Annotated in this window: 21 protein-coding genes and 1 pseudogene; 12 read left to right on the top strand and 10 right to left on the bottom strand. The window is 71.7% G+C overall.

All coding sequences use genetic code 11. The features are described from left to right. Positions 1-22: 22 nt before the first annotated feature. Positions 23-406: a cold-shock protein gene (locus ACWFR3_RS21730; protein WP_076685560.1), complete on the bottom strand. Its 384-nt coding sequence runs from the start codon at positions 404-406 to the stop codon at positions 23-25. Positions 407-578: 172 nt separating this feature from the next. Here ACWFR3_RS21730 and ACWFR3_RS21725 point away from each other — a divergent pair, with 172 nt between their 5' ends. Beyond that, positions 579-830: a hypothetical protein gene (locus ACWFR3_RS21725; protein ID WP_453736242.1), complete on the top strand. Its 252-nt coding sequence runs from the start codon at positions 579-581 to the stop codon at positions 828-830. Here ACWFR3_RS21725 and ACWFR3_RS21720 read toward each other — a convergent pair. After that, a complete protein-coding gene (locus ACWFR3_RS21720) occupies positions 827-1,459 on the bottom strand; it encodes an HAD family hydrolase (RefSeq protein WP_453736241.1) in 633 nt (210 codons plus the stop codon). The two genes, ACWFR3_RS21725 and ACWFR3_RS21720, sit on opposite strands and share 4 nt — an antisense overlap. Positions 1,460-1,574: 115 nt before the next feature. Between ACWFR3_RS21720 and ACWFR3_RS21715 the strand changes: the two genes are divergently transcribed. The 4 genes from ACWFR3_RS21715 to ACWFR3_RS21700 are packed head-to-tail and all read left to right on the top strand — an operon-like array spanning position 1,575 to position 5,561. Continuing rightward, positions 1,575-2,573 carry a FecCD family ABC transporter permease gene (locus ACWFR3_RS21715; RefSeq protein ID WP_453736240.1) on the top strand — a complete coding sequence of 333 codons (999 nt, stop codon included), beginning with the start codon at positions 1,575-1,577 and terminating at the stop codon, positions 2,571-2,573. 41 nt (positions 2,574-2,614) lie between these two features. Then, the gene (locus tag ACWFR3_RS21710; protein ID WP_453736278.1) at positions 2,615-3,721 is read left to right on the top strand and encodes a FecCD family ABC transporter permease; all 1,107 of its coding nucleotides are present in this window, start codon (positions 2,615-2,617) and stop codon (positions 3,719-3,721) included. After that, positions 3,718-4,575, top strand: a complete 858-nt coding sequence (locus ACWFR3_RS21705; protein WP_453736239.1) for an ABC transporter ATP-binding protein — start codon at positions 3,718-3,720, stop codon at positions 4,573-4,575. Before ACWFR3_RS21710 ends, ACWFR3_RS21705 begins: the two co-directional genes overlap by 4 nt. Next, entirely contained in the window at positions 4,572-5,561 is a 990-nt protein-coding gene (locus ACWFR3_RS21700; protein WP_453736238.1) for an ABC transporter substrate-binding protein, read from the top strand. The genes ACWFR3_RS21705 and ACWFR3_RS21700 overlap by 4 nt, the downstream gene beginning before the upstream one ends. A gap of 3 nt (positions 5,562-5,564) precedes the next feature. Here ACWFR3_RS21700 and ACWFR3_RS21695 read toward each other — a convergent pair whose 3' ends face one another. Further along, complete coding sequence (locus ACWFR3_RS21695; protein WP_453736237.1) at positions 5,565-6,608, bottom strand: hypothetical protein; 1,044 nt, start codon at positions 6,606-6,608, stop codon at positions 5,565-5,567. Positions 6,609-7,481: 873 nt separating this feature from the next. On the opposite strand from ACWFR3_RS21695, the gene ACWFR3_RS21690 reads away from it, so the two are divergent. Further along, on the top strand, positions 7,482-10,043 hold the full coding sequence (locus tag ACWFR3_RS21690) for a helicase-associated domain-containing protein (protein WP_453736236.1): 2,562 nt from the start codon (positions 7,482-7,484) through the stop codon (positions 10,041-10,043). Between the two features lie 132 nt (positions 10,044-10,175). Then, positions 10,176-11,819: a DNA repair helicase XPB gene (locus ACWFR3_RS21685; RefSeq protein ID WP_453736235.1), complete on the top strand. Its 1,644-nt coding sequence runs from the start codon at positions 10,176-10,178 to the stop codon at positions 11,817-11,819. Here the strand turns inward: ACWFR3_RS21685 and ACWFR3_RS21680 are convergent. After that, positions 11,761-12,813: pseudogene (locus tag ACWFR3_RS21680) on the bottom strand (glycosyltransferase 87 family protein); the annotation flags it as partial. The gene ACWFR3_RS21685 and the pseudogene ACWFR3_RS21680 overlap by 59 nt on opposite strands. 349 nt (positions 12,814-13,162) lie before the next feature. Here ACWFR3_RS21680 and ACWFR3_RS21675 point away from each other — a divergent pair. Beyond that, positions 13,163-15,205: a HelD family protein gene (locus ACWFR3_RS21675; protein WP_453736234.1), complete on the top strand. Its 2,043-nt coding sequence runs from the start codon at positions 13,163-13,165 to the stop codon at positions 15,203-15,205. Here ACWFR3_RS21675 and ACWFR3_RS21670 read toward each other — a convergent pair. The 3 genes from ACWFR3_RS21670 to ACWFR3_RS21660 all read right to left on the bottom strand — a co-directional run bounded on the left by ACWFR3_RS21670 (position 15,202) and on the right by ACWFR3_RS21660 (position 19,005). Then, positions 15,202-15,759: a DUF2165 domain-containing protein gene (locus ACWFR3_RS21670; RefSeq protein ID WP_453736233.1), complete on the bottom strand. Its 558-nt coding sequence runs from the start codon at positions 15,757-15,759 to the stop codon at positions 15,202-15,204. The genes ACWFR3_RS21675 and ACWFR3_RS21670 overlap by 4 nt on opposite strands. 77 nt (positions 15,760-15,836) lie before the next feature. After that, complete coding sequence (locus ACWFR3_RS21665; protein WP_453736232.1) at positions 15,837-16,526, bottom strand: copper homeostasis protein CutC; 690 nt, start codon at positions 16,524-16,526, stop codon at positions 15,837-15,839. 178 nt (positions 16,527-16,704) lie between these two features. Continuing rightward, positions 16,705-19,005 carry a heavy metal translocating P-type ATPase gene (locus tag ACWFR3_RS21660; protein WP_453736231.1) on the bottom strand — a complete coding sequence of 767 codons (2,301 nt, stop codon included), beginning with the start codon at positions 19,003-19,005 and terminating at the stop codon, positions 16,705-16,707. A 206-nt stretch (positions 19,006-19,211) separates the two neighbouring features. Between ACWFR3_RS21660 and ACWFR3_RS21655 the strand changes: the two genes are divergently transcribed. After that, complete coding sequence (locus ACWFR3_RS21655; protein WP_453736230.1) at positions 19,212-20,174, top strand: hypothetical protein; 963 nt, start codon at positions 19,212-19,214, stop codon at positions 20,172-20,174. A gap of 124 nt (positions 20,175-20,298) precedes the next feature. On the opposite strand, the gene ACWFR3_RS21650 is transcribed toward ACWFR3_RS21655, so the two are convergent. Further along, positions 20,299-20,970, bottom strand: a complete 672-nt coding sequence (locus ACWFR3_RS21650) for a maleylpyruvate isomerase family mycothiol-dependent enzyme (protein ID WP_453736229.1) — start codon at positions 20,968-20,970, stop codon at positions 20,299-20,301. Positions 20,971-21,038: 68 nt separating this feature from the next. Between ACWFR3_RS21650 and ACWFR3_RS21645 the strand changes: the two genes are divergently transcribed. The 3 genes from ACWFR3_RS21645 (at position 21,039) to ACWFR3_RS21635 (ending at position 24,520) form a co-directional block, all read left to right on the top strand. Further along, the gene (locus ACWFR3_RS21645) at positions 21,039-21,701 is read left to right on the top strand and encodes an HD domain-containing protein (protein ID WP_453736228.1); all 663 of its coding nucleotides are present in this window, start codon (positions 21,039-21,041) and stop codon (positions 21,699-21,701) included. A gap of 20 nt (positions 21,702-21,721) precedes the next feature. Beyond that, positions 21,722-22,795, top strand: a complete 1,074-nt coding sequence (locus ACWFR3_RS21640) for a GNAT family N-acetyltransferase (RefSeq protein ID WP_453736227.1) — start codon at positions 21,722-21,724, stop codon at positions 22,793-22,795. Positions 22,796-23,284: 489 nt separating this feature from the next. Further along, entirely contained in the window at positions 23,285-24,520 is a 1,236-nt protein-coding gene (locus ACWFR3_RS21635) for a Cmx/CmrA family chloramphenicol efflux MFS transporter (RefSeq protein WP_453736277.1), read from the top strand. On the opposite strand, the gene ACWFR3_RS21630 is transcribed toward ACWFR3_RS21635, so the two are convergent. Both ACWFR3_RS21630 and ACWFR3_RS21625 read right to left on the bottom strand, forming a co-directional pair. Next, a complete protein-coding gene (locus ACWFR3_RS21630) occupies positions 24,471-24,743 on the bottom strand; it encodes a DUF4031 domain-containing protein (RefSeq protein ID WP_453736226.1) in 273 nt (90 codons plus the stop codon). The two genes, ACWFR3_RS21635 and ACWFR3_RS21630, sit on opposite strands and share 50 nt — an antisense overlap. Further along, complete coding sequence (locus ACWFR3_RS21625) at positions 24,740-25,108, bottom strand: hypothetical protein (RefSeq protein WP_365860323.1); 369 nt, start codon at positions 25,106-25,108, stop codon at positions 24,740-24,742. The genes ACWFR3_RS21630 and ACWFR3_RS21625 overlap by 4 nt, the downstream gene beginning before the upstream one ends. Positions 25,109-25,210 lie beyond the last annotated feature (102 nt).

Genomic DNA, 25,210 nt, shown 5'->3' with positions numbered 1-25,210 from the left:
CCACAGGCCCTGCGGCTGGTATCTACACGTCCAGCTGGTCCGCGACCGCGCGCAGCAGGCCCGCGATCTTCGCGCCCGATGCCTTGTCGGGGTAACGGCCCTTCTCCAGCATCGGCGTGATGTTCTCTAGGAGGGTCGTCAAGTCCTGGACGATGGACGCCAGTTCGTCGGGCTTGCGCCGCTGGGCCGCCGCCACCGACGGCGTCGGGTCGAGGATCGCCACCGACAGGGCCTGGTCACCGCGCTGGCCTGCTACGACGCCGAACTCGACGCGCTGGCCGGGCTTGAGTGTGTCGACACCTGCGGGCAGTACGGAGGAGTGCACGAAGACGTCGCCGCCGTCATCGCGGGAGAGGAAGCCGAAGCCCTTCTCGCTGTTGAACCACTTGACCTTGCCGGTAGGCACCTGAAGTCCTCGTCCTCGTACTCGTCGTCGTACGCGTCTATGCCGCGGAAAACGGCTCTGGATAGCACTACAGCGGGTCGCCCGACCCGCCGGCACCAAGACTATTGGTCCGGGGGCCGGTGACAAGACGTCCCCGGATTCTTCCCTTCGCGCTGGGAACTACCCTGGTCGGGTGCGTGACAAAACCCAAGCGAATTCCGCCGGACCGGGCGACGGTCTGGTCCGGACCGGAGCAATCATTTTCTTCGTCGGAGCCGTGGCCACTCTGGTCACGGTGGCCCCGCTGTTCCTCGGCACCGAACCCTTCCCGTCCATCGCGTACGCGGTGTGCATGCTGATGGGCGTCGGATTTGTCGTCGCCGTTGCGGGAGTGCTGCGCGGTATCGCCGTTCAGCGCCGCCAGGCCAAGTCGGCGGCCACTTAACCGCGGTCGGCGGCGCCCGCGACGTACGCGTCGAGCCAGGCGGGGAACCGGGTCAGGTCGGTGAGCACGGCGTCCGCGCCCGCCGCGCGCAGTTCCGCTGCGTCGCACGGCCCGGTGGCCACCGCGACGGAGAGCGCGCCCGCCGTACGCGCGCCGCGTACATCACCGGTGTGGTCACCGACGTACACCGCCGCGTCGTGCTCGCGCAGCGCCTCCGCCTTCGCCTCGGCCCACAGCCAGCCGATCACCGCGTCCGCCTCGATGCCGAGGTGAGCCAGGTGGAGCTTCGCGTTCGGCTCGTGCTTGGCGGTCACCACGATGGCCCGACCGCCGTGCGCGCGCACTGCCGCGACCGCCTCGCGGGCGCCGTCCATGGCGAGCGTGGGCGCGATGGCGTATGTGGGATAGATCTCACGGTAGCGATCGCCCATCTCCTCGATCTGCTCCGCCGGGAACCAGTTGCGCAGCTCCTCCTCCAGGGGCGGGCCGAGCCGGGTGACGGCGAGATCGGCGTCTATGTACGTTCCGGTCTCGGCGGACAGGGCCCGGTAGGCCTCCCTGATGCCGGGCCGGGAGTCGATCAGGGTCATGTCGAGGTCGAAGCCGACCGTCAGAGCGCGTGAGGTCATGAGGCCATTGTGCCGAGCCCCGACGGCCAGGGCCGGGGGCCGGGGCACCCCCTTAGACTCAGCCAAGCCTTACCTGGCCACCCCAACCCCCACTGAACCGAAACGAGCTCAGCCGATGCGTGTGCCCGCCAGACGCGCCGTCGCGATGACGGCGGCCGTCGTGGCCCTGCTGCTCGCGGTCCTGTTCAGCCTCTCCGTCGGCGCCCGCGCGATCGCGCCGTCCGCCGTCATCGACGCCCTGCTGCACGGCGGGCACAGCGACGCCGCCGAGGTCGTCCGCGAGATGCGGGTGCCGCGCACGGTCATCGGCCTGATGGTGGGCGCCGCGCTCGCCCTGGCCGGCACGGCCCTCCAGGGCATCACCCGCAATCCCATCGCCGACCCCGGCATCCTCGGCGTCAGCCAGGGCGCCTCGGTGGGCGTGGTCATGGCGATCGCCTTCGCCGGGGTGCACACCCTGACCGGGTACGTCTGGTACGCCTTCGTCGGCGCGGGCATCGCGTCCGTCGCGGTGTACGCGATCGCCGCGAGCGGACGGGGCGGGGCGACCCCCGTGAAGCTCGCCCTGGGCGGCGCCGCGATCAACGCGCTCCTCGTCTCCCTCACCACCGCGGTCCTGACCACCAAGGCCTCGGCCCTGGACGAGTTCCGCTTCTGGCAGGTGGGCTCGCTCTCCGGGCGCGACGCGGAGATCGTCGGGCAGATCTGGCCGTTCCTGCTCGCGGGGCTCGTCCTTGTGCTTTCCGTGGCGCGCGGGCTCGACGCGCTCGCCCTCGGCGAGGACGTGGCCAGGGGGCTCGGGCAGAAGGTGGCGACCGTACGGATCGTCGGCGGGCTCGGGGCGACGGTGCTGACCGGGGCGGGTGTGGCCGCGGCCGGGCCCATCGCGTTCATCGGCCTTGCGGTCCCGCATATCGCTCGCGCGATCGTGGGCGGGGGGCATCGCTGGGTGCTGCCCATGGCCGCGGTCCTCGGGCCGGTCATGCTGCTCGTCTCCGACACGGTGGGCCGTGTCATCTTTCCTCCCAGCGAGGTGCCCGCCGGAGTGATGACCGCGCTCATCGGGGTGCCGTTCCTCGTGACACTGGTGCGCAGAAAGACGGTGGCAGCGTGACGACCCCCCGTTGTGGGCAGGCGTTCCGCACGGCGGAACGGGTGGGCACAACCCCTGATGCGGGCCGACCGAGAAAGCAGCGCCCGGCTGGGTACGCCGTACTGCGGCTACGGAAAGCCGCCTTCCTGGTGCACCGCAGGGCAGCTGCGGTCGCCGTACTGCTTACCCTGCTCCTGGCGGCCGCCTGCCTCGCCTACCTCTGCATCGGCGAAGCCTTCGTCCCGCCCGGCGAAGTCCTTAAGGTCCTGACGGGGCAGCCGTCCCCCGACGAACTGGTCGTGGGAACGCTGCGCGAACCCCGCATGGTCGTGGGCCTCCTCGTGGGCGCCGCGTTCGGCGTCGCGGGCGGCCTCATCCAGACCGTCGCCCGCAACCCCCTGGCCAGCCCCGACATCATCGGCATCAGCCAGGGCGCGAGCGCCCTGACGGTGGGTGCGATGACCCTCGGGGTGACATCGGCGACCGTCCTGCCCTACCTCTCGGTGCTCGGCGGTATCGCCGCCGCCGCTCTCGTGTACGTCTTCGCCTGGCGCGGCGGCCTGCACGCCACCCGCTTCGTGCTCATCGGCATCGGCTTCGCGATCGCCCTGCGGTCCGTGACCACGCTCTTCATGACCAAGGGCGACTACCTCGTCGCCCAGCAGGCGCAGATCTGGATGACGGGCTCCCTCAACGGCCGCGGCTGGACGGAGGCCCGGCCGCTCGCCCTGACCCTGCTCGTGCTGCTCCCGTTCGTGTTCTGGGCCGCCCGCGCCCAGCGCTCGGTGACCATGGACGACGACACGGCGACCGCGCTCGGGGTGCGCCTGGGGCACGTACGGCTCGGGCTCGTGCTGCTCGGCGTCGTCCTCGCCTCCGTGGCGACCGGCGCCGCGGGGCCCGTCGACTTCGTGGCGCTTCTCGCCCCGCAGATCGCCCGCAGGATGACCCGCACCGCCCAGATCCCGCTGCTCTGCTCGGCACTCCTCGGATCGCTGATCATGGTCCTCGCGGACCTGCTCGCCCGGCGTCTCTTCTCGCCGACCGAGCTGCCGGTCGGCGTTCTCACCGCCGCCGTCGGAGCCCCGTACCTGATCTGGCTGATCATCAGAAGCCACGGCACCACCCGCAGCCGCGGCCGTTCCGTCAGCAATGGAGGCACCTCGTGACCGCCGCCCGCCTCAGCGCCCGCGAGCTGACCCTCGCCTACGAGGACCGCGAGGTCGTGCACGACCTCGAACTCGCGGTGCCCGACGGCAAGGTCACGGTCATCGTCGGCCCCAACGCCTGCGGGAAGTCGACGACTCTGCGCGCGCTCGGCCGCCTCCTCAAGCCGAAGAGCGGCGCGGTCCTGCTCGACGGCGAGGCGCTCACCAAGCTCCCCACCAAGAAGATCGCCCAGCAGATCGGCCTGCTCCCCCAGACTCCGGTCGCGCCGGAGGCGATCACCGTCGCCGACCTCGTCGCGCGCGGACGCCAGCCGCATCAGCACTGGTGGCAGCAGTGGTCCGACGAGGACGAGCGGGCCGTGACGGAGGCGATGGAACGAACCGACGTCGCCGCGCTCGCCGAACGGCCCGTGGACGAGCTCTCGGGCGGTCAGCGCCAGCGGGTGTGGATCGCGATGGCCATCGCCCAGGAGACGGACATCCTGCTCCTGGACGAGCCGACGACGTATCTCGACATCTCGCACCAGGTCGAAGTCCTCGACCTGGTGCGTCAGCTGGCCACGGGCACGCGGCAGGTCGAGCGCGGCAGGACCGTGGTCGTCGTGCTGCACGACCTCAACCAAGCCGCCCGTTACGCGGACCATCTGGTCGCCATGAAGCAGGGCCGGATCGTCGCCGAGGGCGCCCCTGCCGATGTCGTCACCGAGGAACTCGTCCGCGAGGTGTTCGGTCTGGAGTGTGTGGTGGTACCGGACCCGGTGACGGGGTCGCCCCTGGTCGTCCCGGGGGCTCCGTGGGCCGCAGAGCCGCGCCCGCACCCCCCGTCCGACCGAAAGGTGGCCCCCAAGCCATGACCACCACCGTGACGCACCGCCGCCATACCTCTCTCGCCGCCGGGGCGCTCGCCCTCGGCGGCGCGCTCGCGCTCTGCGCCTGCGGCTCGTCGGACTCGGACTCCGGTACTTCCGCCGCCGGTTCGGGATCGGGCAAAACGCACGTCGTGAAGACCGCCATGGGCGAGGTGAAGGTCCCCGTCGCCCCCGAGCGGGTCGTCGTCCTGGACACGGCCGAGCTGGACTCCGCGATCACGCTCGGCGTGCAGCCGGTCGGCGCGACGCACGTCGAGGCGTCGTCGGGCTTCCCCGGCTACCTGCCGAAGGACAAGGTCAGCGGCATCGAGGACGTCGGCGAGATGCTGAGCCCGAACATGGAGGCCATCGCCGCCCTCAAGCCGGACGTCATCCTCACCAGCAAGATCCGGCACGCGGCGAAGTACGACCAGCTCAGCCAGATCGCGCCGACGGTGATGACGGAGAACACGGGCTACCCCTGGAAGGCGAACTTCCGGGTCCACGCGGACGCGCTGGGCAAGCAGGCGGAGGCGAAGAAGATCACCTCCGCGTACGCCGAGCACACCGCGAAGGTCACCAAGGCAGTCGGCGGCGCGGAGAAGGCCGGGGCGACGGAGGTCAATGTCGTCCGCTTCGTGGAGGGCGCGGACATCCGCATCTACGGCGAGAAGACGTACGTCGCCACGCTCCTGAAGGACGTGGGCCTTGGCCGCCCCGCTGTCGCGGCCAAGGCCAAGGACGGCTTCTCGTACGACGTGTCGCCCGAGAGGATCGACCTCGCCGACGCGGACGTCATCTTCCGTTCCACGTACGGCGATCCGAAGAAGTCCAAGCAGACGCAGACCGTCGCGAGCAGCCTGTGGAAGAACATGGGCGCGGTGAAGGCGGGCGACGTCCACACCGTCGACGACGAGTTGTGGATCCAGGGGATCGGCTACACGGCGGCGGACAAGATCCTGGACCAGATGCAGACGGCGCTGACGAAGTAGGCGTTACGGCCGCCGCTGGGATCTCCACAGGAGGTAGAGGGCGGAGGAGATGGCTGCGCCGCGTACGACCCAGGGCCAGGTCTCGGCCATGGCGTCGCTCATGTGGCCGTCGACGATGCGTTCGCCCCAGCGGCCCTCGTTCCTGCCCCACAGCCAGGTGATCCCGGCCGCCACGGAGAGGCCGGGCAGCCCGATCACGGCCCACTTCGCCTCGGCACGGCTCAGCCTTCGCGAGGCGTACGCGAGAAGCCAGCCGCCGCCGAGGGCAAGCCAGTTGCCGAGGATGGCGCCGACGGTGAGGAGGGCTGCGGCGAGCAGGAGGAGGGGGTTGGTGAAGCGGGGGGCGGTGGGGGCGAGGGCTGCGGTGGCGGGGCGGGGGATGCGGAGGCGGCGACGCCGCGGGGCACGGGCCTCGACCTCTCCTTCTCCCTCCTCTCCCTCCTCTCCCTCCTCTCCCTCCTCCTCGTCCTCTTCGTCCTCTTCCAGCTCTTGCTCTACGGGGCGCTTCTTGGGCGGGGGCTTGAGGAGTTCCGGGATTTCCACGCCGCCGGTGAAGCCGGGCACGCTGTCGCCGAGGCCGAAGGGGCTGCTGTCCGTCCGCCACCAGTCGGGCTGGGAGGCGCTGTCGCCGAGTTCGTCCGTGCCGGCGAGGTGCGGCGGGGCGGGGCCCGGGTCCTCTTCGGGGAGCTGCGGTTCCTCGGCGGCGGCGGGGCGGGGCCGGGGGACGACGCGGCGGAGCCGCTTGGGCCGTTCCTTCGGTTCCGGGGTGGGGGCGGGGGGCCGGGGTGCGGCTGCCTTGGGTACGTCACCGGTGCCGGTGCCGGTGCCGGCGGCTTCGACAAGGTCCTCGGGGGTGCCGAGCCGCTCCAGGATGCGGCGTATGGCGGCGGGGCTGTCGGCCGGGGTCTTCGCTCTGGTCCGGTCGATCTCGTTGCGCAGGTGGGAGACCAGGCGCATGCGGGTGCCTGACGGCAGCTGTTGCTGCTGGGCCAGGTCTCCGACGCGGCTCAGATAGTCGTAGACGAGCTGATCGCTCTCGATCCCCACGAAGTCCCCTCCGGAGCGGCCCGATTGAACCCCCGCCCTGTGTACCCGGTCCGACGACCGTACCGCGTCCCCCTCGCTCCGCGGACGCCCCCTGGCTCCGCCCCAACCGAACAAACCTCCCCCACCCACCCGCCCGTTCACCCCGCATCCACCCTTGAACGAACAAGCTTTCCCACCCACCCACCCGATTGCCCCGCGACGACGGGAGGGGCGGGTGGGCGGATGACACACGCGGGAGGGGCGGGTGGGTGGATGACATAAGCCGGGGGGTGGGGTGGGCGGATGGATGACATACGCCGGGGGGTGGGTGGGCGGATGACACACGCCGGGGGCGGGTGGACGGGTGGATGACATACGCCGGGGGGGCGGGTGGGGAGCAAGGTGCGGGCGGCGATGCCGTACGAGCAGGCAGGGGTGGGAGAGGCCCATGAGCGGAGTGCGGGAAGCAGCGCACCTCAGACACGGGAGCCCGGCTCCGACGCACCCGTCGGTCGGCGACGCGCGCGAGGGGGTGTGCCGGTATTTCCGCCCGGAGCACGGTTCGCAACACTCCCCAGCCGAAGCAACCAAGCGCCCGCCAGCGGATGGCGAGGACGGACATACCGGCGCGCACCCGCACCCACAGACGCACCCGCCCCGAACCGGAACGCACCCGCACCCGGCAGCGCTCGCAAGGGGGTGTGCCGGTATTTCCGCCCGGAGCACGGCTCGCAACACTCCCCAGCCGAAGCAACCAAGCGCCCACCAGCGGATGGCGAGGACGGACATACCGGCGCGCACCCGCACCCACAGCCGGAGCAGCACCGCACCCGCACCAGGCCCAGGGGCCAGCAAGACCCGCCCCCCGCACCCCAACCCGCTACCGTGACCCTGATGAGCACCGACGAGCAGCCCCAGCGCCCAGTGGACAGCCCCCGGTCCCTCGCCGAAGCGCTGCGGGCCCGTGATGACGCGTCCCTCGGCGCGCTGCTCCGCGCCCGGCCGGATCTGCTCACGCCGGTTCCGAACGACCTCACCCAGCTCGCCACCCGCGCAGCCACCCGCGCCTCCGTGGTCCGCGCCCTGGAGCGGCTGGACCGGTTCGCCCAGCAGGTCGCCGAGGCGCTGGCCGTAGCCCCCGAACCCGCCACGTACGAAGAGCTGCACGCCCTCGTGGCCGGAGACGAGAACGGAGAGGGAAGCGGCGCCGTCACGACGGCGCTGGCCCGCGCCCTCGCCACCCTCCGCGAGCAGGCCATCGTGTGGGGCCCCGACGACCGCCTCCGACTCGTCCGCACCGCCCGCGAACTCCTCGCCCCGGCCCCCCAGTACCCCTCCCCCACCGGCCTCGGCCCGACCGTCGCCGAGGCCACCGCGGGCATGTCGCCGAACCGGATGCAGGACATCGTGACGGCGGCCGGGCTGCCGTCCACGCACGACGCGGTCTCCGCCGTCCGCTCGCTCACCGGACTCTTCACGGACCGCACCCGGATGTCCGCACTGCTCGACGAAGCCCCCGCCGAGTCCGTCGAAGTGCTCTCGCGGCTCGTCTGGGGCCCGCCCTACGGCCAGGTGACCGCCGACCCGGCGCGCCACCTGCGCTGGCTCCTCGACCGGGGTCTCCTGCTCCCGACCGCGCCCGGCACGGTCGTACTCCCGAGGGAAGCGGCCCTGCACCTGCGCGCGGGCCGCGCCCACCGGCAGCTCGAACCGGCACCCCCCGCCGTCGAAGCGCTGCGCGAACACCGTCCACAGGCTGTGGACGCAGCGGCGGCGAGCCAGGCGTACATGGCGCTCGACACCGTCGAGGAGCTCCTGAAGGACTGGGACGAGGGCGGCCCCACCGTGCTCCGCGCGGGCGGCCTCAGCGTGCGCGACCTGAAGCGGACGGCGGTGGCCCTGGACGTACCGGAGCCGGTGGCGGCGTTCTGGGTCGAACTGGCCTACGCGGCGGGCCTCGTGGCGTCGGACGGCGAGGCGGACGAGCGGTACGCGGCGACCCCCGCGTACGACGACTGGCAGGAACTGCCCGCCGCCGAGCGCTGGTCGGTCCTCGCCACGGCCTGGCTGACGGCGACCCGCACGTCCGGCCTCATCGGCGGCCGTGACGGCAAGGACCGCACGCTGTCGGCGCTGGGCCCGCACCTGGACCGCTCCTCGGCGCCGGAGATCCGGCACCGCGTGCTCACGCTCCTCACCACGCTCCCGGACGGCGCGAGCCCGACCCCCGAATCGCTGATCGCCCGCCTGCGCTGGGAGCGACCGCCGCGCGGCACTTCCGCCGGCACTTCGTCCGGCGCACCGTCGACCACCACGGCACCCATGGAACTGCGGGCCCGCATCGCCCAATGGACGCTGAACGAAGCGGAGTTGCTCGGCATCACGGGCCGCGGCGCGCTCTCCGCGCACGGCCGCGCACTGCTCGGCTCCGAGAGCTCCGGGGGCGGCTCACCCGAAACAGGGGCGACCACCTCCACCACCCCTGCCACCCCCGCAACCCCCGCAACCCCCGCCGAACTGGCCGCATACGCCGCCCGCGCCGCCCGCCTCCTCACCCCCCTCCTCCCCGAGCCCCTCGACCACGTCCTGCTCCAGGCCGACCTCACCGCGGTGGCCCCCGGCCCGCTGGAGCGCCCCCTGGCCGAGACGCTCTCGGTGCTCGCCGACGTCGAGTCGAAGGGCGGGGCGACCGTGTACCGGTTCACGCCCGGCTCCGTACGGCGGGCGCTCGACGCGGGCAAGTCCGCCTCCGACCTGCACGCCTTTCTCGCCGCGCACTCCCGTACGCCGGTTCCGCAGCCCCTGGCGTACCTCATCGACGACGTCGCCCGTAAACACGGCCACCTGCGGATCGGCGCGGCATCCGCGTACGTGCGCTGCGACGACGAGGCTCTCCTGAACGAGATCCTCGCCGACAAGCGCTCCCAGGGCCTGCGCCTGCGCCGCCTCGCACCGACCGTGCTCGCCGCCCAGGCCGACCCCGGAGCGCTCCTCGAAGGCCTGCGTCAGATGGGCTTCGCGCCCGCCGCGGAGAGCGCCGAGGGCGACGTACTGATCACCCGGGCGCACGCCCACCGCACACCGCCCCGCACCGCGCCCGAGCCGGTCCACGACGGCCCGCCGCTCGCCGACGCCACGCTGACCGGCGCGGCGGTACGAGCCATCCGCGCCGGCGACCTGGCATCGACCGCCCCGCGCAGGGCGACCCCGGAGGCGGGCGACGCGCTGCCCCGCACGACGGCGGCGGAGACCCTCGCCACGATGCAGGCCGCGGTCCTGACCAACGAGGCGGTGTGGATCGGCTACGTCAACGCGGAGGGCTCGGCGAGCCAGCGCGTGATCGCCCCGATCCGGGTGGAGGGCGGCTTCGTGACGGCGTACGACCACACGGCGGACGAGGTCAGGACGTACCCCCTGCACCGCGTCACGGGTGTCGCGGAACTCGCGGACGACTGAGCCGCGGGCCCCGGGCCGCCGGGCCGGACCCCGTCCGGCGGCTGAGCCAGGACCGAGCCAGGAACCGAGCCAGGACCGTATTCGCGCGCCATGCGGCACACTGGACGTTTGGCTTACCGAAAGGGTGCGCGCGTGAATGGTCCCCTGATCGTCCAGTCGGACAAGACTCTCCTGCTCGAGGTCGACCACGAGCAGGCGGAGGCCTGCCGCCGTGTCATTGCCCCCTTCGCGGAGCTGGAGCGTGCTCCCGAGCACATCCACACCTACCGCGTGACGCCGCTGGGCCTGTGGAACGCCCGCGCGGCGGGGCACGACGCCGAGCAGGTCGTGGACGCGTTGGTGGAGTACTCCCGCTACCCCGTGCCGCACGCGCTGCTCGTCGACATCGCAGAAACGATGGCGCGCTACGGACGGCTCACGCTCTCCAAGCACCCCACGCACGGCCTGGTCCTGACCACCACCGACCGGCCGGTCCTGGAAGAGATCCTGCGGTCCAAGAAGGTGCAGCCGCTCGTCGGCGAGCGGGTGGACGCGGACACCGTCGTCGTCCATCCGTCCGAGCGCGGCCAGGTCAAGCAGACGCTACTCAAGCTGGGCTGGCCCGCCGAGGACCTCGCCGGGTACGTCGACGGCGAGGCGCACCGCATCGACCTCGCGGAGGACGGCTGGAGCTTGCGGCCGTATCAGAAGCAGGCGGTCGAGGGGTTCTGGCACGGCGGCAGCGGTGTGGTCGTGCTGCCCTGCGGCGCCGGAAAGACGCTGGTCGGAGCCGGTGCGATGGCCGAGGCCAAGGCGACGACGCTGATCCTGGTGACCAACACGGTCTCCGCCAGGCAGTGGAAGCACGAGCTGATCAAGCGGACCTCGCTGACCGAGGAGGAGATCGGCGAGTACAGCGGTACCCGCAAGGAGATCCGCCCGGTCACCATCGCCACGTACCAGGTCCTGACGACGAAGCGGAAAGGTGTCTACCCGCACCTGGAGCTCTTCGACTCCCGCGACTGGGGCCTGGTCATCTACGACGAGGTGCACCTGCTCCCCGCCCCCGTCTTCAAGTTCACCGCCGACCTCCAGGCCCGCCGGCGCCTCGGCCTGACGGCCACGCTGGTGCGCGAGGACGGCCGCGAGTCCGACGTCTTCTCCCTCATCGGCCCCAAGCGGTTCGACGCTCCGTGGAAGGAGATCGAGGCGCAGGGCTACATCGCGCCCGCGGACTGCGTCGAGGTGCGGGTCAACCTGACGGACTCGGAGCGCCTCGCGTACGCGACGGCCGAGGCCGAGGAGAAGTACCGCTTCTGCGCCACCACCGCCACCAAGCGCAAGGTGACGGAGGCGCTGGTCAAGAAGCACGCCGGTGAGCAGACCCTGGTCATCGGCCAGTACATCGACCAGCTCGACGAGCTGGGCGAACACCTGGACGCCCCGGTCATCAAGGGCGAGACGACGAACGCGCAGCGCGAGAAGCTGTTCGGCGCGTTCCGGGAGGGCGAGATCTCCGTCCTCGTCGTCTCGAAGGTCGCGAACTTCTCGATCGACCTGCCCGAGGCTACGGTCGCCATTCAGGTGTCCGGGACGTTCGGCTCCCGGCAGGAGGAGGCACAGCGGCTCGGTCGTGTGCTGCGTCCGAAGGCAGACGGTCACGAGGCTCGCTTCTACTCCGTCGTGGCCCGGGACACCATCGATCAGGACTTCGCGGCGCATCGGCAGCGGTTCCTTGCTGAGCAGGGATACGCGTACCGGATCGTGGACGCGGACGAACTGCTCGCCGACAGCTGAGCAGCAGGGCCAGGGCCAGCAGGGGGTAGGGCGAGGCCAGCGGTTGCTGCCAGGCCGGCAGCCGCAGGTCCAGGTCGCCCTGGTGCGGGATCAGCCACAGGGTGCGGGCCGTGAAGAGGGCCGCCACCGCCGCGGTGAGGCGGGGGCGGCCCTCCGCCATGAGCAGGGTCAGGAGCGGTACGCACCAGACCCAGTGGTGGGACCAGCTGATGGGCGAAACCAAGAGCGCGGTGGCCGCCGTCAGGAGCACGCCACGCGGCTCGCTCGCACTCGCGGCACGGCTCGCGAGCCACAGCCCCGCGGCGCCGACGAGAGCGGCGGGCACGGCCCACACGAGCCCCGGATGCGGGTCGTGCGCCACCCTCGCGACGAGCCCCTGGAGCGACTGGTTGTCGACGATCCACGCCTTGCCCACGCGGCCCGTCTCGAAGATCCGGTGGGTCCAGAAGTCGACGCTGGCGGCGGGCAGCACGAGCGCGCCGAGCGCGACGGTACCGGCGAGGGAGGCCGTGGCGGTGACCCCTTCGCGTACGCGCCCGGTGAGGAACAGATACGCGATGAAGATCGCCGGAGTGAGCTTGACCCCGGCGGCGACCCCGATCGCGAAGCCCTTGCCGACGGCGCCGGGCGGCCTGGTCAGATCCCAGAGGATGAGGCAGGCGAGGGCGAGGTTGATCTGCCCGAAGACGATCGTCTGGAAGACGGGTTCGAGCCAGAGGGCGAGCGCGGTCCCGGCGAGGAGGGGCGCGAGGCGGGTGGGAATGCGGGCGAGCCGGCAGGAGAGGTGGACGAGAAGCGCGAGGAGGACGAGATTCCCCGCGACGAAGGCGAGCTTGAGCGCGGGGAGGGGGAGCCAGGTCGTCGGTACGAAGAGGATGGCGGCGAAGGGCGGATACGTGGCCGGCAGATCCCACGCCGTCACGGTGAACCCGTAGAGATCGCTCCCGTCGACCACGGCGGCGCCTTCGGCCCGGTAGACGAGGGTGTCGGCCATGGGGATGCGCTGAGCGAGACAGAGCCCGGCAAAGGCGCCAAGCGAAACAAGAACCAGAGCCCAACTCACCCACCGTGACCAAACATGCACCCTAAGTAGCTCCACGCCGCGACCCTAGTGGATGGTCGAGCAAGGCAACGCGGGGCAATCGGGCGGGTGGGCGGGAGAGCCTGTTCGGCACGAAGAAAACGCGGGGCACCCCACCCACCACCCCCCGGAGGGAAAAGCAGTGGCCGCCCCTCGAAGCGGGGCATAAAATGCCCGGTCTGCCCGCGTGCAACGCGCCGCGCCCGCCACTGCCCGGTCGGCAACCGGTCAGCCCCATCCCGCACCCCCGCCGGAGGCAACCGTGCACGGCCGTCCAGACCCCCTCTCCCGAGAGCGAAGCCACCTCTCCGCATCCCGCTCGGCCCTCCGAGCCATGCGCGAGGACGCCGAGGCGCTCGACATCCGCGATGTCACCGCGAACTGGGTCAACGCAGCCGTCCTGCAGAGCCAGATCGACGAGCGGATCAAGTCCCTCGCCGACCTCTCCCACACCCCCCTCTTCTTCGGCCGCCTCGACTACCTCCACGCCCCCGGCGCCGACCGGGCGGAAGGCGCGGAGGGCGAGCAGTTCTACATCGGGCGGCGGCACGTCCACGACGCCGACGGCGACCCGATGGTCATCGACTGGCGCGCCCCCGTATCGCAGCCCTTCTACCGGGCCTCCAAGAAGGCCCCGATGGACATCGCCCTGCGGCGGCGCTTCGGGTACACGGGCGGCGACCTCACGGCGTACGAGGACGAGCATCTCAGCGACGCCGACGAGGCCGAGCGGACGAGCAAGCTGCTCCAGCAGGAGATCGAGCGGCCCCGCGTCGGCCCGATGCGCGACATCGTTGCCACGATCCAGCCCGAGCAGGACGAGATCGTACGAAGCGACCTGGGCGGATCGGTCTGCGTGCAGGGCGGCCCCGGCACCGGAAAGACCGCCGTCGGCCTGCACCGTGTCGCCTATCTCCTCTACGCCCACCGCGAGCGCCTGGCCCGGACCGGCACCCTGGTCATCGGGCCCAACAAGTCCTTCCTGCACTACATCGAGCAGGTGCTGCCCGCGCTCGGCGAGCTCGAGGTCAAGCAGGCGACGGTCGACGACCTCGTCGCGCACGTGGAGGTGCGGGGGACGGACGAGGCAGCCGCCGCCGTCATCAAGGGCGACGCCCGCATGGCCGCCGTCTTGCGCAAGGCCCTGCGCTCGCACGTGACCATGCCGAGCGAGCCGGTCATGGTGGTGCGCGGTTCGCGGCGCTGGCGCGTCCCCGCGTACGAAATCGAAGAGATCGTCGGCGAGTTGCTCGCCCGCGACATCCGCTACGGGGCCGCCCGTGACGCCCTGCCGCAGCGCATCGCGCATGCCGTGCTCGTCCGCATGGAGCAGGCGGGCGAGGCGCCCGACGACCGCGTGCAGGACGCCGTGGCCCGCAACTCCGCGGTGAAGGCGGCCGTCAAGGCCGTGTGGCCGCCCGTCGACCCGGCCAAGCTCGTGCTGCGGCTGCTCTCCGACGCCGAGTTCCTCGCCGTGCACGCGGAGGGGATTCTCGACGAGGACGAGCAGAAGCTGATCCTCTGGAGCAAGCCCGTACGCGGCGTCAAGGCGGCCAAGTGGTCCGCGGCCGACGCCGTGCTGATCGACGAGGCGGGCGATCTGGTCGCCCGGACGCACTCCCTCGGCCATGTCGTGCTCGACGAGGCGCAGGACCTCTCGCCCATGCAGTACCGGGCGGTGGGGCGCCGCTGCACGACCGGTTCCGCCACGGTCCTGGGGGATCTCGCACAGGGCACCACGCCTTGGGCCACCCGGAGCTGGGAGCAGGCCCTGACGCACCTGGGCAAGGGGGACGCCGTCGTGGAGGAACTCACGGCGGGTTTCCGTGTGCCGCGGGAGGTCATCGCGTACGCGTCCCGCCTGCTGCCCTCCATCGCGCCGGGCCTCGCCGAGGTCAAGTCCGTGCGTGAGTCGGCGGGTTCGCTCGTGGTGCGGCGCGTGGCGGATCTGGACGCCGCTTCCCTGGAAGCCTGCGTCGATTCACTGCGGCACGAGGGCTCGATCGGCCTCATCGCGGCCGACGCCCGCATCCCCGCGCTGGCCAAGACCCTGGAGGCGGCCGGGATGACGTATCTCTCGCCGGGCGAGGAGACCACCCCGGACACCCGCCTCACGCTCGTACCCGCTTCCCTGGCCAAGGGACTTGAGTACGACTACGTGGTCCTGGACGAGCCCGCCGCCGTGGTGGACGGCGAGCCCGACGAACGAACGGGTCTGCGACGGCTGTACGTCGCCCTGACCCGTGCGGTGTCGGGACTCACCGTCGTGCACTCGGCCGGGCTGCCGGAGCAGCTCATCGGCTAGGCGGACCGCTGCTCCCTGGCATCGGCGGACCGCAGGTGCGTGACGATGAGCACGATGCCCGTGAGCGTCACGATCCGCGTGGCCGCGTCCAGGCCGTTCCAGTCCTCCGACTGCCACATGGCGAACCATTCGCCGCCGATCCCGATGAACCCCACCCCGAACAGGAGGAGGAGCATCAGCAGGCCGATGGTGCCCGCCCGCCGGGCCCGGCGCAGTCCCTCGGGGCGGCGCAGGGCACCGGCCCACAGGACGGTCGCCGTGAGGAGGACCAGCGCGGCCAGGGTCTCCCAGGCGATGATCGCGACGTACGCGGCGTCCTGGAGCGCGGTGGACTTCACCGCGCGCCACATCAGGTCGTCGTCCTTGAAGGTGGTGTCCATCGCCAGGACATGGCGTACGAACTGCTGGTTGCTGTCGAAATCGGTGATGTTCCCGAACGCGACGAGCGCGATGTAGAGCGCCACCGTCCCGGTGAGCAGCATTGCGGCAACGGGCAGCGCCCCGGCCGCGAGAATCCGGTCCGCGGGACGCGTCTTGTCCACTGGTGTCGTCATGAAGTCCCCTCCCCTGTACGCCCAGTTGTATCGCGTCCCGCGGGTAACGTGATCAGGCACCCCCTGGCGGAAAGAGGTCAGGCGTCCACCGCTGCCCGCCATTGGGCGACGGCCTCGGCGCAGACCGGTGCCGCCCAGCCGTCGGGCCGTGAAGCGCCGCCGATGTGGAACGCGTCGACGCCCGCCGCCCTGAGCTGCGGAAGGTGGTCGAGGCGGAGGCCGCCGCCGACCAGGATCTGCTGCTCGTAGCCCGGTTCGCCGGAGCGTGCGGCCTCGGCGAGCAGCGTGGGCAGGCCCTCGTCGACGCCCGTCGCCGAGCCCGCGGTGAGGTAGGTGTCGAGGCCGGGGAAGTCCGAGAGCTGCTTGCGCAGGGCGTAGCGGTCGGGGGTCCGGTCGATGGCCCGGTGGAACGTCCAGCGGCAGCCGTCGATCGCGCCCGCAAGGGCTTCCACGGCGGCCAGGTCGGGGCCGCCCGTCTCGTCGAGGAAGCCGAGCACGAACTCGTCGGCGCCCTCGCTCCTGAGCTCGTGCGCGCGACGCACGAGGGCGTCGACGTCGCCCGCGTCGAAGCCGTCCGCGAGGCGCAGCATCACGCGCAGGGAGATGTCCACGGCGGCGCGGATCTCGGCAAAGGTCTCGCGGGACGGGGTCAGGCCGTCCGCGGCCATGTCGGTGACCAGCTCGAGGCGGTCCGCGCCTCCGGCCTGGGCGGCGACGGCGTCCTCGGCATCGAGGGCGATCACCTCCAGGACTGCACGCTTGCTCATGGATGTCTTCCTTCGGGTCCGGGGCCGCGGGGGTCTCTGAAATCGGCGCACATAGGTCTAGTCCAATTGCCCAGCCTACGCGCAGAACACCCCGGTGCGCCTCATGCGCACCGGGGTGATCCCAAAGACATGTACACGTCGACCTCGCCGGAGGTTAAGACGCGCGACGCCCCGCCGTTCAGCTCAGCGGCTGGAACCCCCTCAGACGCAGGCTGTTGCCGACCACGAAGACCGAGGAGAACGCCATCGCGGCGCCCGCGATCATCGGGTTCAGAAGGCCCGCGGCGGCCAGCGGCAGCGCGCCCACGTTGTAGGCGAAGGCCCAGAAGAGGTTCGACTTGATCGTGCCCAGGGTGCGGCGCGAGAGGCGGATGGCGTCCGCCGCCGCGCGCAGGTCCCCTCGTACGAGAGTGAGGTCGCCGGCCTCGATCGCGGCGTCCGTGCCCGTGCCCATCGCCAGACCGAGGTCGGCCTGCGCGAGCGCCGCCGCGTCGTTCACGCCGTCGCCGACCATCGCCACGCTCCGGCCCTCCGCCTGGAGCCGCTTGACCACGTCGACCTTGTCCTGCGGCATGACCTCGGCGATCACGTCATCGGGGGCGATGCCCACCTCGGCGGCCACCGCCGCCGCAACCGCCTTGTTGTCGCCGGTCAGCAGGATCGGGGTGAGACCGAGGGCGCGCAGGCGCTCGATCGCCTCCGGGCTCGTGTCCTTCACCGCGTCGGCGACTTCGAGCACAGCACGCGCCTCGCCGTCCCGGGCGACGGCGATGACCGTACGCCCGCCCGCCTCGGCCGCTGCCTTCGCCCGCTCAAGCTCCACCGGCAGCGGGATCGCCCACTCGGCGAGCAGCGCCTCACGCCCGACCAGGACCGCGTGCCCCTCGACGATGCCCTGGACGCCCAGGCCCGCCACGTTCGCGAAGTCCTCGAGGGCGGGCAGTTCGCCGACCCGCTCGACAGCACCGGCGGCCACGGCCCGCGCGATGGGGTGCTCCGAGGAGTGCTCCAACGCCCCCGCGAGCCGCAGGACTTCCTCCTCGCTCACATCGTCCGCCACGTGCGTGGCCAGCAGCGTCATCCGGCCGGTGGTGACGGTGCCGGTCTTGTCCAGGACGATCGTGTCGACCTTGCGGGTCGTCTCCAGGACCTCCGGGCCCTTGATCAGAATGCCGAGCTGGGCGCCGCGCCCGGTGCCGACCATGAGGGCGGTGGGCGTCGCGAGCCCCAGGGCGCAGGGGCAGGCGATGATCAGTACGGCGACCGCGGCGGTGAAGGCGGCCGTCAGACCCGACCCGTTGCCGAGCCAGAAGCCGAGGGTGGCGACGGCGAGCGCGATGACGACCGGCACGAAGACCGCCGAGATCCGGTCGGCGAGACGCTGGGCCGCCGCCTTGCCGTTCTGCGCGTCCTCGACGAGCTTGGCCATGCGGGCGAGCTGGGTGTCGGCGCCGACGCGGGTGGCCTCGACGACCAGGCGTCCGCCCACGTTCAGCGTGGCCCCGGTGACCGAGCCGCCCTTCGCGACCTCCACCGGCACGGACTCGCCGGTGAGCATGGAGGCGTCCACGGCGGAGGCGCCCTCGATGACCTTGCCGTCGGTGGCGATCTTCTCGCCGGGCCGTACGAGGAACCGGTCGCCGACCTTCAAGTCCCGGACCGGGACGGTCTCTTCGCGCCCTCCCTCACGGATGACGGTGACCTCCTTGGCGCCCAGCTGGAGCAGCGCCTTCAGGGCCGCGCCCGCCTTGCGCTTGGAGCGGGCCTCGAAATAGCGCCCGGCCAGGATGAAGGCGGTGACGCCCGCCGCGGCCTCCAGGTAGATGTTCCCCGCGCCGTCCGAGCGGGAGATGGTCAGCTCGAAGGGGTGCGTCATGCCGGGCGTGCCGGCCGTGCCGAAGAACAGCGCCCACAGCGACCAGACGAAGGCGGCGGACGTGCCGACCGAGATCAGCGTGTCCATCGTGGCCGCGCCGTGCCGCGCGTTCGTGAAGGCGGCCTTGTGGAAGGGCCAGGCCGCGTACGTCACGACCGGCGCCGCCAGGGTCAGGGACAGCCACTGCCAGTACTCGAACTGGAGGGCCGGGATCATCGCCATCGCGACGACGGGCACGGAGAGCAGAACGGCGGTGATGAGCCGCTCACGCAGGGGCCGCAGCTGGTCATCGGCCCGCCACTCCCCCTCATCCGCATCCGCATCCGTATCCGGCTCCGTACGGACCGGTTCGGGCTCCTGTGCGGTGTAGCCGGTGGCCTCGACGGTGGCGATCAGGTCCTGGACGGCGACGTTCTGGCCGCGATAGCTGACCTTCGCCTTCTCGGTGGCGTAGTTGACGGTCGCCTCGACGCCGTCCATGCGGTTGAGCTTCTTCTCGATCCGGGCGGCGCACGAGGCGCAGGTCATGCCACCGATGGCGAGCTCTACCTCTGCCACCTCGGTGGTGCCGCCGGTGCCGGTGGTGCCGGGTGTGGTGGGCATGTCCGCGGGCTCCTCGGTCGGGTCGGGGGTACCCGGGCCGGGTACCGCTTTCGAGATCTATGTATACCCCCAGGGGGTACCGAAGGCAAGGGCGATCCACTGCTGATCCGATGCTTGACTTTATACCCCAGGGGGGTACTTTGAAGCCCTGAAGAGCCGCGACCCGGCCGGCTCGCCCCCCGTCCCCCTCTGGGAGCTGAACTGCCATGAAGACCGGACTGAAGATCACCGCATTCGCCGCGGCGGTCGCCGCCACCTTCGGCACCGCGTACGGAGTGGGCCAGGGCGTCGACCCCGTGACCGCGAAGAAGAAGCCCGCGAGCGAGCACGGCGGGCATACGGACCCGGGCAAGGAGGAAGCCGGCGCGGGCGCCGACGCAGACACCGTGCCCGGCGGCCTGCAGATCTCGGAGCGCGGCTACTCCCTGAACCTGGAGACGTCCCGCATCGAGGCGCAGAAGCGCGAGGAACTGCGCTTCACGGTGACCGAGGACGCGGCGGGCGCGGAGGGTGCGGAGGGTGCGGGCAAGAACGTCACGGCGTACGAGAGGGAGCACGACAAGGAGCTGCACCTCATCGTCGCCTCACACGACCTGACGACCTACCGCCACCTGCACCCGACCCGCGCGGCGGACGGCACCTGGTCGACGCCGGTCAAGCTCCCCGAGGCTGGCGGCTACCGCGTCTTCGCCGATTTCAAGCCCCGGGGCGAGAAGGAGGGCCTGACGCTGGGCGCGGACCTCGCGGTGGCGGGAAAGTACGCCCCGAAGAAGCTGCCCGCGCCGAACGCGAAGACGACGGTCGACGGCTACGAGGTGAGCCTCAAGGGCTCGTTGAAGCCGGGCAAGTCCAGCGGCGTGACCCTGAACGTGGAGAAGAACGGCCGCCCGGTCACCGACCTCCAGCCCTACCTCGGCTCGTACGGCCACCTGGTCGCCCTGCGCTCCGGCGACCTGGCCTACCTCCACGTACACCCCACCGGCGAACCGGGCGACGGCAAAACCAAGCCGGGCCCCACGGTCTCCTTCATGGCAACGGCACCGAGCCCGGGCTCGTACCGCCTGTTCCTCGACTTCAAACACGGGGGAAAGGTCCGCACAGCAGCATTCACGGTCCAAACGGGCCACGGAACGGAGGACACCCCAGAGCAGGACAACCACGGCCACTAAGGCCCCGCAAGGGGCGCGGGGAACTGCGCGACCAGCCCCAACGCACCCGCACGAAACGCCCCGTAAGGGGCGCGGGGAACTGCGCAGAGGCCGCCCCCAACACCCCCGCAGGACCCCTCAGGCCTCAGCTGAAGATCGCGAAGTCCGCTTCCTTGCCCCCGGCAAGCTCATACCGCGTCCCGGTCAGCGGGCGCCCCGCACAGACGCGAATAAGGGTCGCCGCATCCCCGATATAGCGGGCCGGCGGCGCAACACCGCCCCCGGCGCCGAGCAGCAGAGGCTCATCCCGCCCATCAACATCCGCATGCAGCAACGGAGTCTTCACCACCCTGCTGCGCCCAGCGAGCAGCGCCAACGCATCCGGGGTCCCGGAACCGGAGTAGGCCCCGGAGAGCCCCCACGCCTCCCGAACATCCCCCGCATGAATCCACTCTCCAAGAGCGACCCCGTCGAGCCGCCCCTCCGCCTTGGCGATAAGCGCCCCCGCTTCCGTCATCCCCCGCTCCAACTCGTCCACGACACGGGAGTTGGACCACCCCGCACGCTCGGCGATGTCACGCTCGTTGCTCTCCGGCGAGTACACGCCCTTCTCGAAGCGGCTCTCGACCACCCGCATCAACGCGGAGCCGCAGTGCGCGAGCATGTGGCGCACCGTCCAGCCGGGGCAACACGTCCTGATGTCGTACGCGGCATCCTCGGCGCCCCTCAACAGCGGTATCAGAAGGTCGCGTTCGGTACACAGAAGGCGGCCGGGCCGCTCGGGGTCGTACGTCTCGTCAGTCCTCGTGGTCGTCATAGCGGCAGCCAACCCTGCCGCCACCTCACCTGGCAACGGGTGGGCTTGCCCCGGTTTAGGGTCACACCATGGCCGACGACAACCCCGCCCACGACAACACCCACAAGGACCTCCGGTCCCGCTGGCACGCCACCCTGCTCGGCGCGAGCGAAGGAACCCCCGACCCCGCCCCCTACGCGGACAACCTGCTCGCGCGCTGGGCCGAACCGCAGCGGCGGTACCACACCACCGCCCACCTCACGGCGGTCCTCGACCACATCGACGTACTGGAAGAGCACGCGCAGGACGCCGACCTCGTACGGCTCGCGGCGTGGTTCCACGACGCGGTGTACGCGCCGGACCGCTCCGAGAACGAGGAGCGCAGCGCGCGCCTGGCGGAACGCGCCCTGGCCGAGGCGGGGTTGAGCGAGGCCCGGATCGCCGAGGTGGCCCGCCTGGTACGCCTCACCGTCACCCACGACCCCGCCGACGGCGACCACAACGGCGAGACGCTGTGCGACGCCGACCTGGCGATCCTGGCCGCCGCCCCGGACGCGTACGCGGCGTACGCGTCCGCAGTCCGCGAGGAGTACGCCTTCGTGCCCGACGAGGACTTCCGCGCGGGCCGGGCGGCGGTGCTCCGGCAGCTCCTCGCGCTGCCGAGGCTGTTCCGCACGCCGTACGGAACGGCCGAGTGGGAGGGTCCCGCGCGCGCGAACCTGGCGACGGAAATTGATCTGCTGAGCGCCTGAGGCTCCCGTACTCTCGGCGCATGCTTTCCATGGGTGGGGACCAGGTAGAGGAAGCCGCGGCGCATGCGGCGAAGGTGCTGCGCACGGCGGTGGGGCACGACTGGAGCGTCAAGGCGGCCGGGCTCGACGGGAGCTGCCTCAAGACGGCCGAGCACGTCGCGGGCTGCCTCGTCGCGTACGCCGGGCAGCTCACGGGGCGGGCCACCGACACGTGGGTCCCCTTCGAGATCGCCTTCGACGAGGGCTCGGGCCCCGGGGACGCGATCAGCGTCCTCGAATCCACGGCCGGGCTGCTCGCGGCGGTGGTGCGGACGACTCCGCCGGGGGTCCGCGGGTTCCACCCCTACCCCTCCGGCAGCGCGGACGCGGTGGGCTTCGCGGCGATGGGCGTCGCCGAGTTGCTGCTCCACACGTACGACATCGCGCAGGCGCTCGGCGTGGACTCGGAGCCGCCCGCCGCGCTGTGCGAGGCGGTACTCGCCCGGATCTTCCCCCAGGTCACGCCCGCGCGTACGCCCGAGGACCAGTGGGCGACGCTGCTCTGGGCCACGGGCCGCGTTTCGCTGGCGGGGCGCCCGGAGGTGGAGGGGTGGCGCTGGCACAACTCCCTGGAGATTCCCGCGGGGCGGATCGTGCTGCGGGAGGTGTCCCCCGCGGCGGCGGCGGATCTCGCCGCGGGCGGTACGGGGGGTTTCACGTGGATCGAGGGCGGGCCCTACGACGGGACGCGGAGGGCGGCGGAGATGGTGACGAAGGCGTACGCCTCCGGGGTGCACCGTCCCGAGTGGGGCATGTTCGCCCTGATCCGGGCGGAGGACGAGATCGCCGTGGGCGGCATGGGGTTCCATGGGCCTCCGGACGAGGAGGGGGTCGCCGAGGTCGGCTATGACCTGGCGGTCGGCGCGCGCGGCCGGGGTTACGCCTCGGAGGCGCTCGCCTCCCTCTCCGCCCGGGCCCTGCTCCGCCCCGGAGTCTCGGCCCTACTGGCCCTGATCGAACCGGAGAACACCCCCTCCCAATCGGTAGCAACCCGAGCGGGCTACACCCGCACCCCGGACAGAGAAAACCTCCGTGCCTACGTCCGCCCCGCCTAACCACCCCTGAACGAACCCCGCCCACCATGCCGAGCCGCCCCTGAACGAACCCCGCCCATCACGCCTAGCCGCCGCTTCGCGGCGAATTTCTCCCGCCCACCCACCCGTTCACCCCGCGTCACAACGCGCGGGCAGGGGCCCGGCCCTGATGTCGGGCAAACGGGCGGGTGGGCGGGAAAGCCCGCGCCGCCCAGCCCGTTGCGGCCAGCGGATCCGGCACCGACGCGGGGTAATCGGGCGGGTGGGTGGGAGAGCCTGTACCCGCACCAGGACACAGCCGAGCCAGCGGCCGGCACCGACGCGGGGCAAACGGGCGGGTGGGTGGGAGAGCCCGCACCCCCACCGGGGTACAGCCAGAGCCAGCCGACCAGCCCCGCACCCCACAGAGCTCCCTCCCCCGGAATGCCCCGCCCACCCCATACGTTCATCACTGTTATGCCGTCCCCTGCTCAAAACGCCGCCGCCCCCGCCAAGCCCGGCGCCAGCCGTATGCCCGTAGCCGTCTACATCCTCGGTCTTGCCGTCTTCGCTCTCGGCACGAGCGAGTTCATGCTCTCGGGGCTCCTGCCCCCCATCGCGGACGACATGAACGTCTCCATCCCCCGCGCAGGCCTCCTCATCTCCGCCTTCGCCATCGGCATGGTCATCGGCGCACCGCTCCTCGCGGTGGCGACACTGCGGCTGCCCCGGCGTACGACCCTCATCACACTCATCACCGTCTTCGGCCTCGGCCAGGTCGCCGGCGCCCTCGCGCCCACGTACGAGATCCTCTTCGCGTCCCGCGTCATCAGCGCCTTCGCCTGCGCCGGGTTCTGGGCGGTCGGCGCGGCCGTCGCCATCGCCATGGTGCCGGTCAACCAGCGTGCCCGCGCCATGGCCGTGATGATCGGCGGACTCTCCATCGCGAACGTCCTCGGCGTACCCGCAGGGGCATTCCTCGGCGACAACTTCGGGTGGCGTTCCGCGTTCTGGGCAGTCGGAGTCGCCTCCGCGATCGCACTGGTAGGCGTACTGACCCTCATCCCCCGCATCCCGCTCCCCGCTGAGAGGCCCCGCCTCAGGCAAGAGCTCGCCATCTACCGCGACCGCCAGGTCTGGCTCTCCATCGCGATCACCGCGCTCGCGGCAGGCGGCGTCTTCTGCGCGTTCTCGTACCTCTCCCCGCTCCTGACGGACGTCGCAGGCCTCGACAAGGGCTGGGTCCCCACCGTCCTCGGCCTCTTCGGCGCGGGCGCGCTCGTCGGCACGGCGATCGGCGGCCGCTTCGCCGACGCCCACCTCTTCGGCGTCATGCTGAGCGGTGCCGCGGCCTCGACGCTCTTCCTCGTGGCTCTCGCCCTCTTCTCGAACACGACGGCCGTGGCGATCGCGCTCTCGTTCCTGCTCGGCGTCTCCGCCTTCTACACCGCCCCGGCCCTCAACGCCCGCATGTTCAACGTCGCGGGCGCCGCCCCCACCCTCGCGGGCGCGACCACGACGGCCGCGTTCAACCTGGGCAACACCGGCGGCCCCTGGCTCGGCGGCACGGTCATCGACCTCAAGCTGGGCTACGCCTCGACCGCATGGGCGGGCGCCGCGATGACAGCGGTGGCGATCGTCGCCGTGACCGTCTCCCTGCGCCTGCACCGCAGCACCCCGAGCCGCGTGGTCACGGCATCGGCGGGCGACACCGAACTTACGCCGGAGCCGGACGCCCCTTCGGCCTCCGCAGCCCCGCGTCCGTAAGCCTTCGCACCAGTTCCTTGGAGCCGATCTCGACCGCGCCCGCCCGCACCGCGTCCTCGTAGCGGTGCGAGGGCAGGTCGTAGTGGTCGCGCTCGAAGGCGCGGCGCGGGGCGCCGATGCCCGCAGCGAACGCGTGCAGTTCCTCGTACGAGACGTCGCTGACCAGGTGCGACCACAGGCGGCCGTGGCCCGGCCAGGTCGGCGGGTCGATATAGACCGTCACGCCGCGTCGCCCGTCAGGCCGCCGACCGGGGCGACCACCACGCCCGCCTTGCCGCACACCCAGTGCGGGTCGGGCCCCAACTCCGGCTCCACGTCGAGCGCGTGCGGATCGCCCGAGCCGCAGACCGGGCAGAGCGGCCAGCGGCCGTAGCGCTCCAGGAGCCCGTCCTGTACGTCCTGGGCGACCAGGCCCGCCACGTACTCCACGCCCTCGGGCCACTGCTCGACCCACCAGCGGCGGTGCGCCACCGACTCCTCGACCAGCGAGACGACCTCCGCCTCGGCGACCTCGCGCGCCACGAGGTCGGCGAGAACAAGTGCACGAGCGGCGTGCAGCGCCTGCTCCAGAGGGTCGATCGCGTCCATGCAGCCATTGTCCACCCCACGCGCAACCCGCCCAAGATCCACTCAACGACGCTCGACGGCACTCAACGGATGTGACCGAGATCGGGACCAAAGGGGTCTTGA

The organism is Streptomyces sp. NPDC055189 (assembly GCF_053606765.1).
This window is presented reverse-complemented; position numbering and strand designations above follow the sequence as displayed.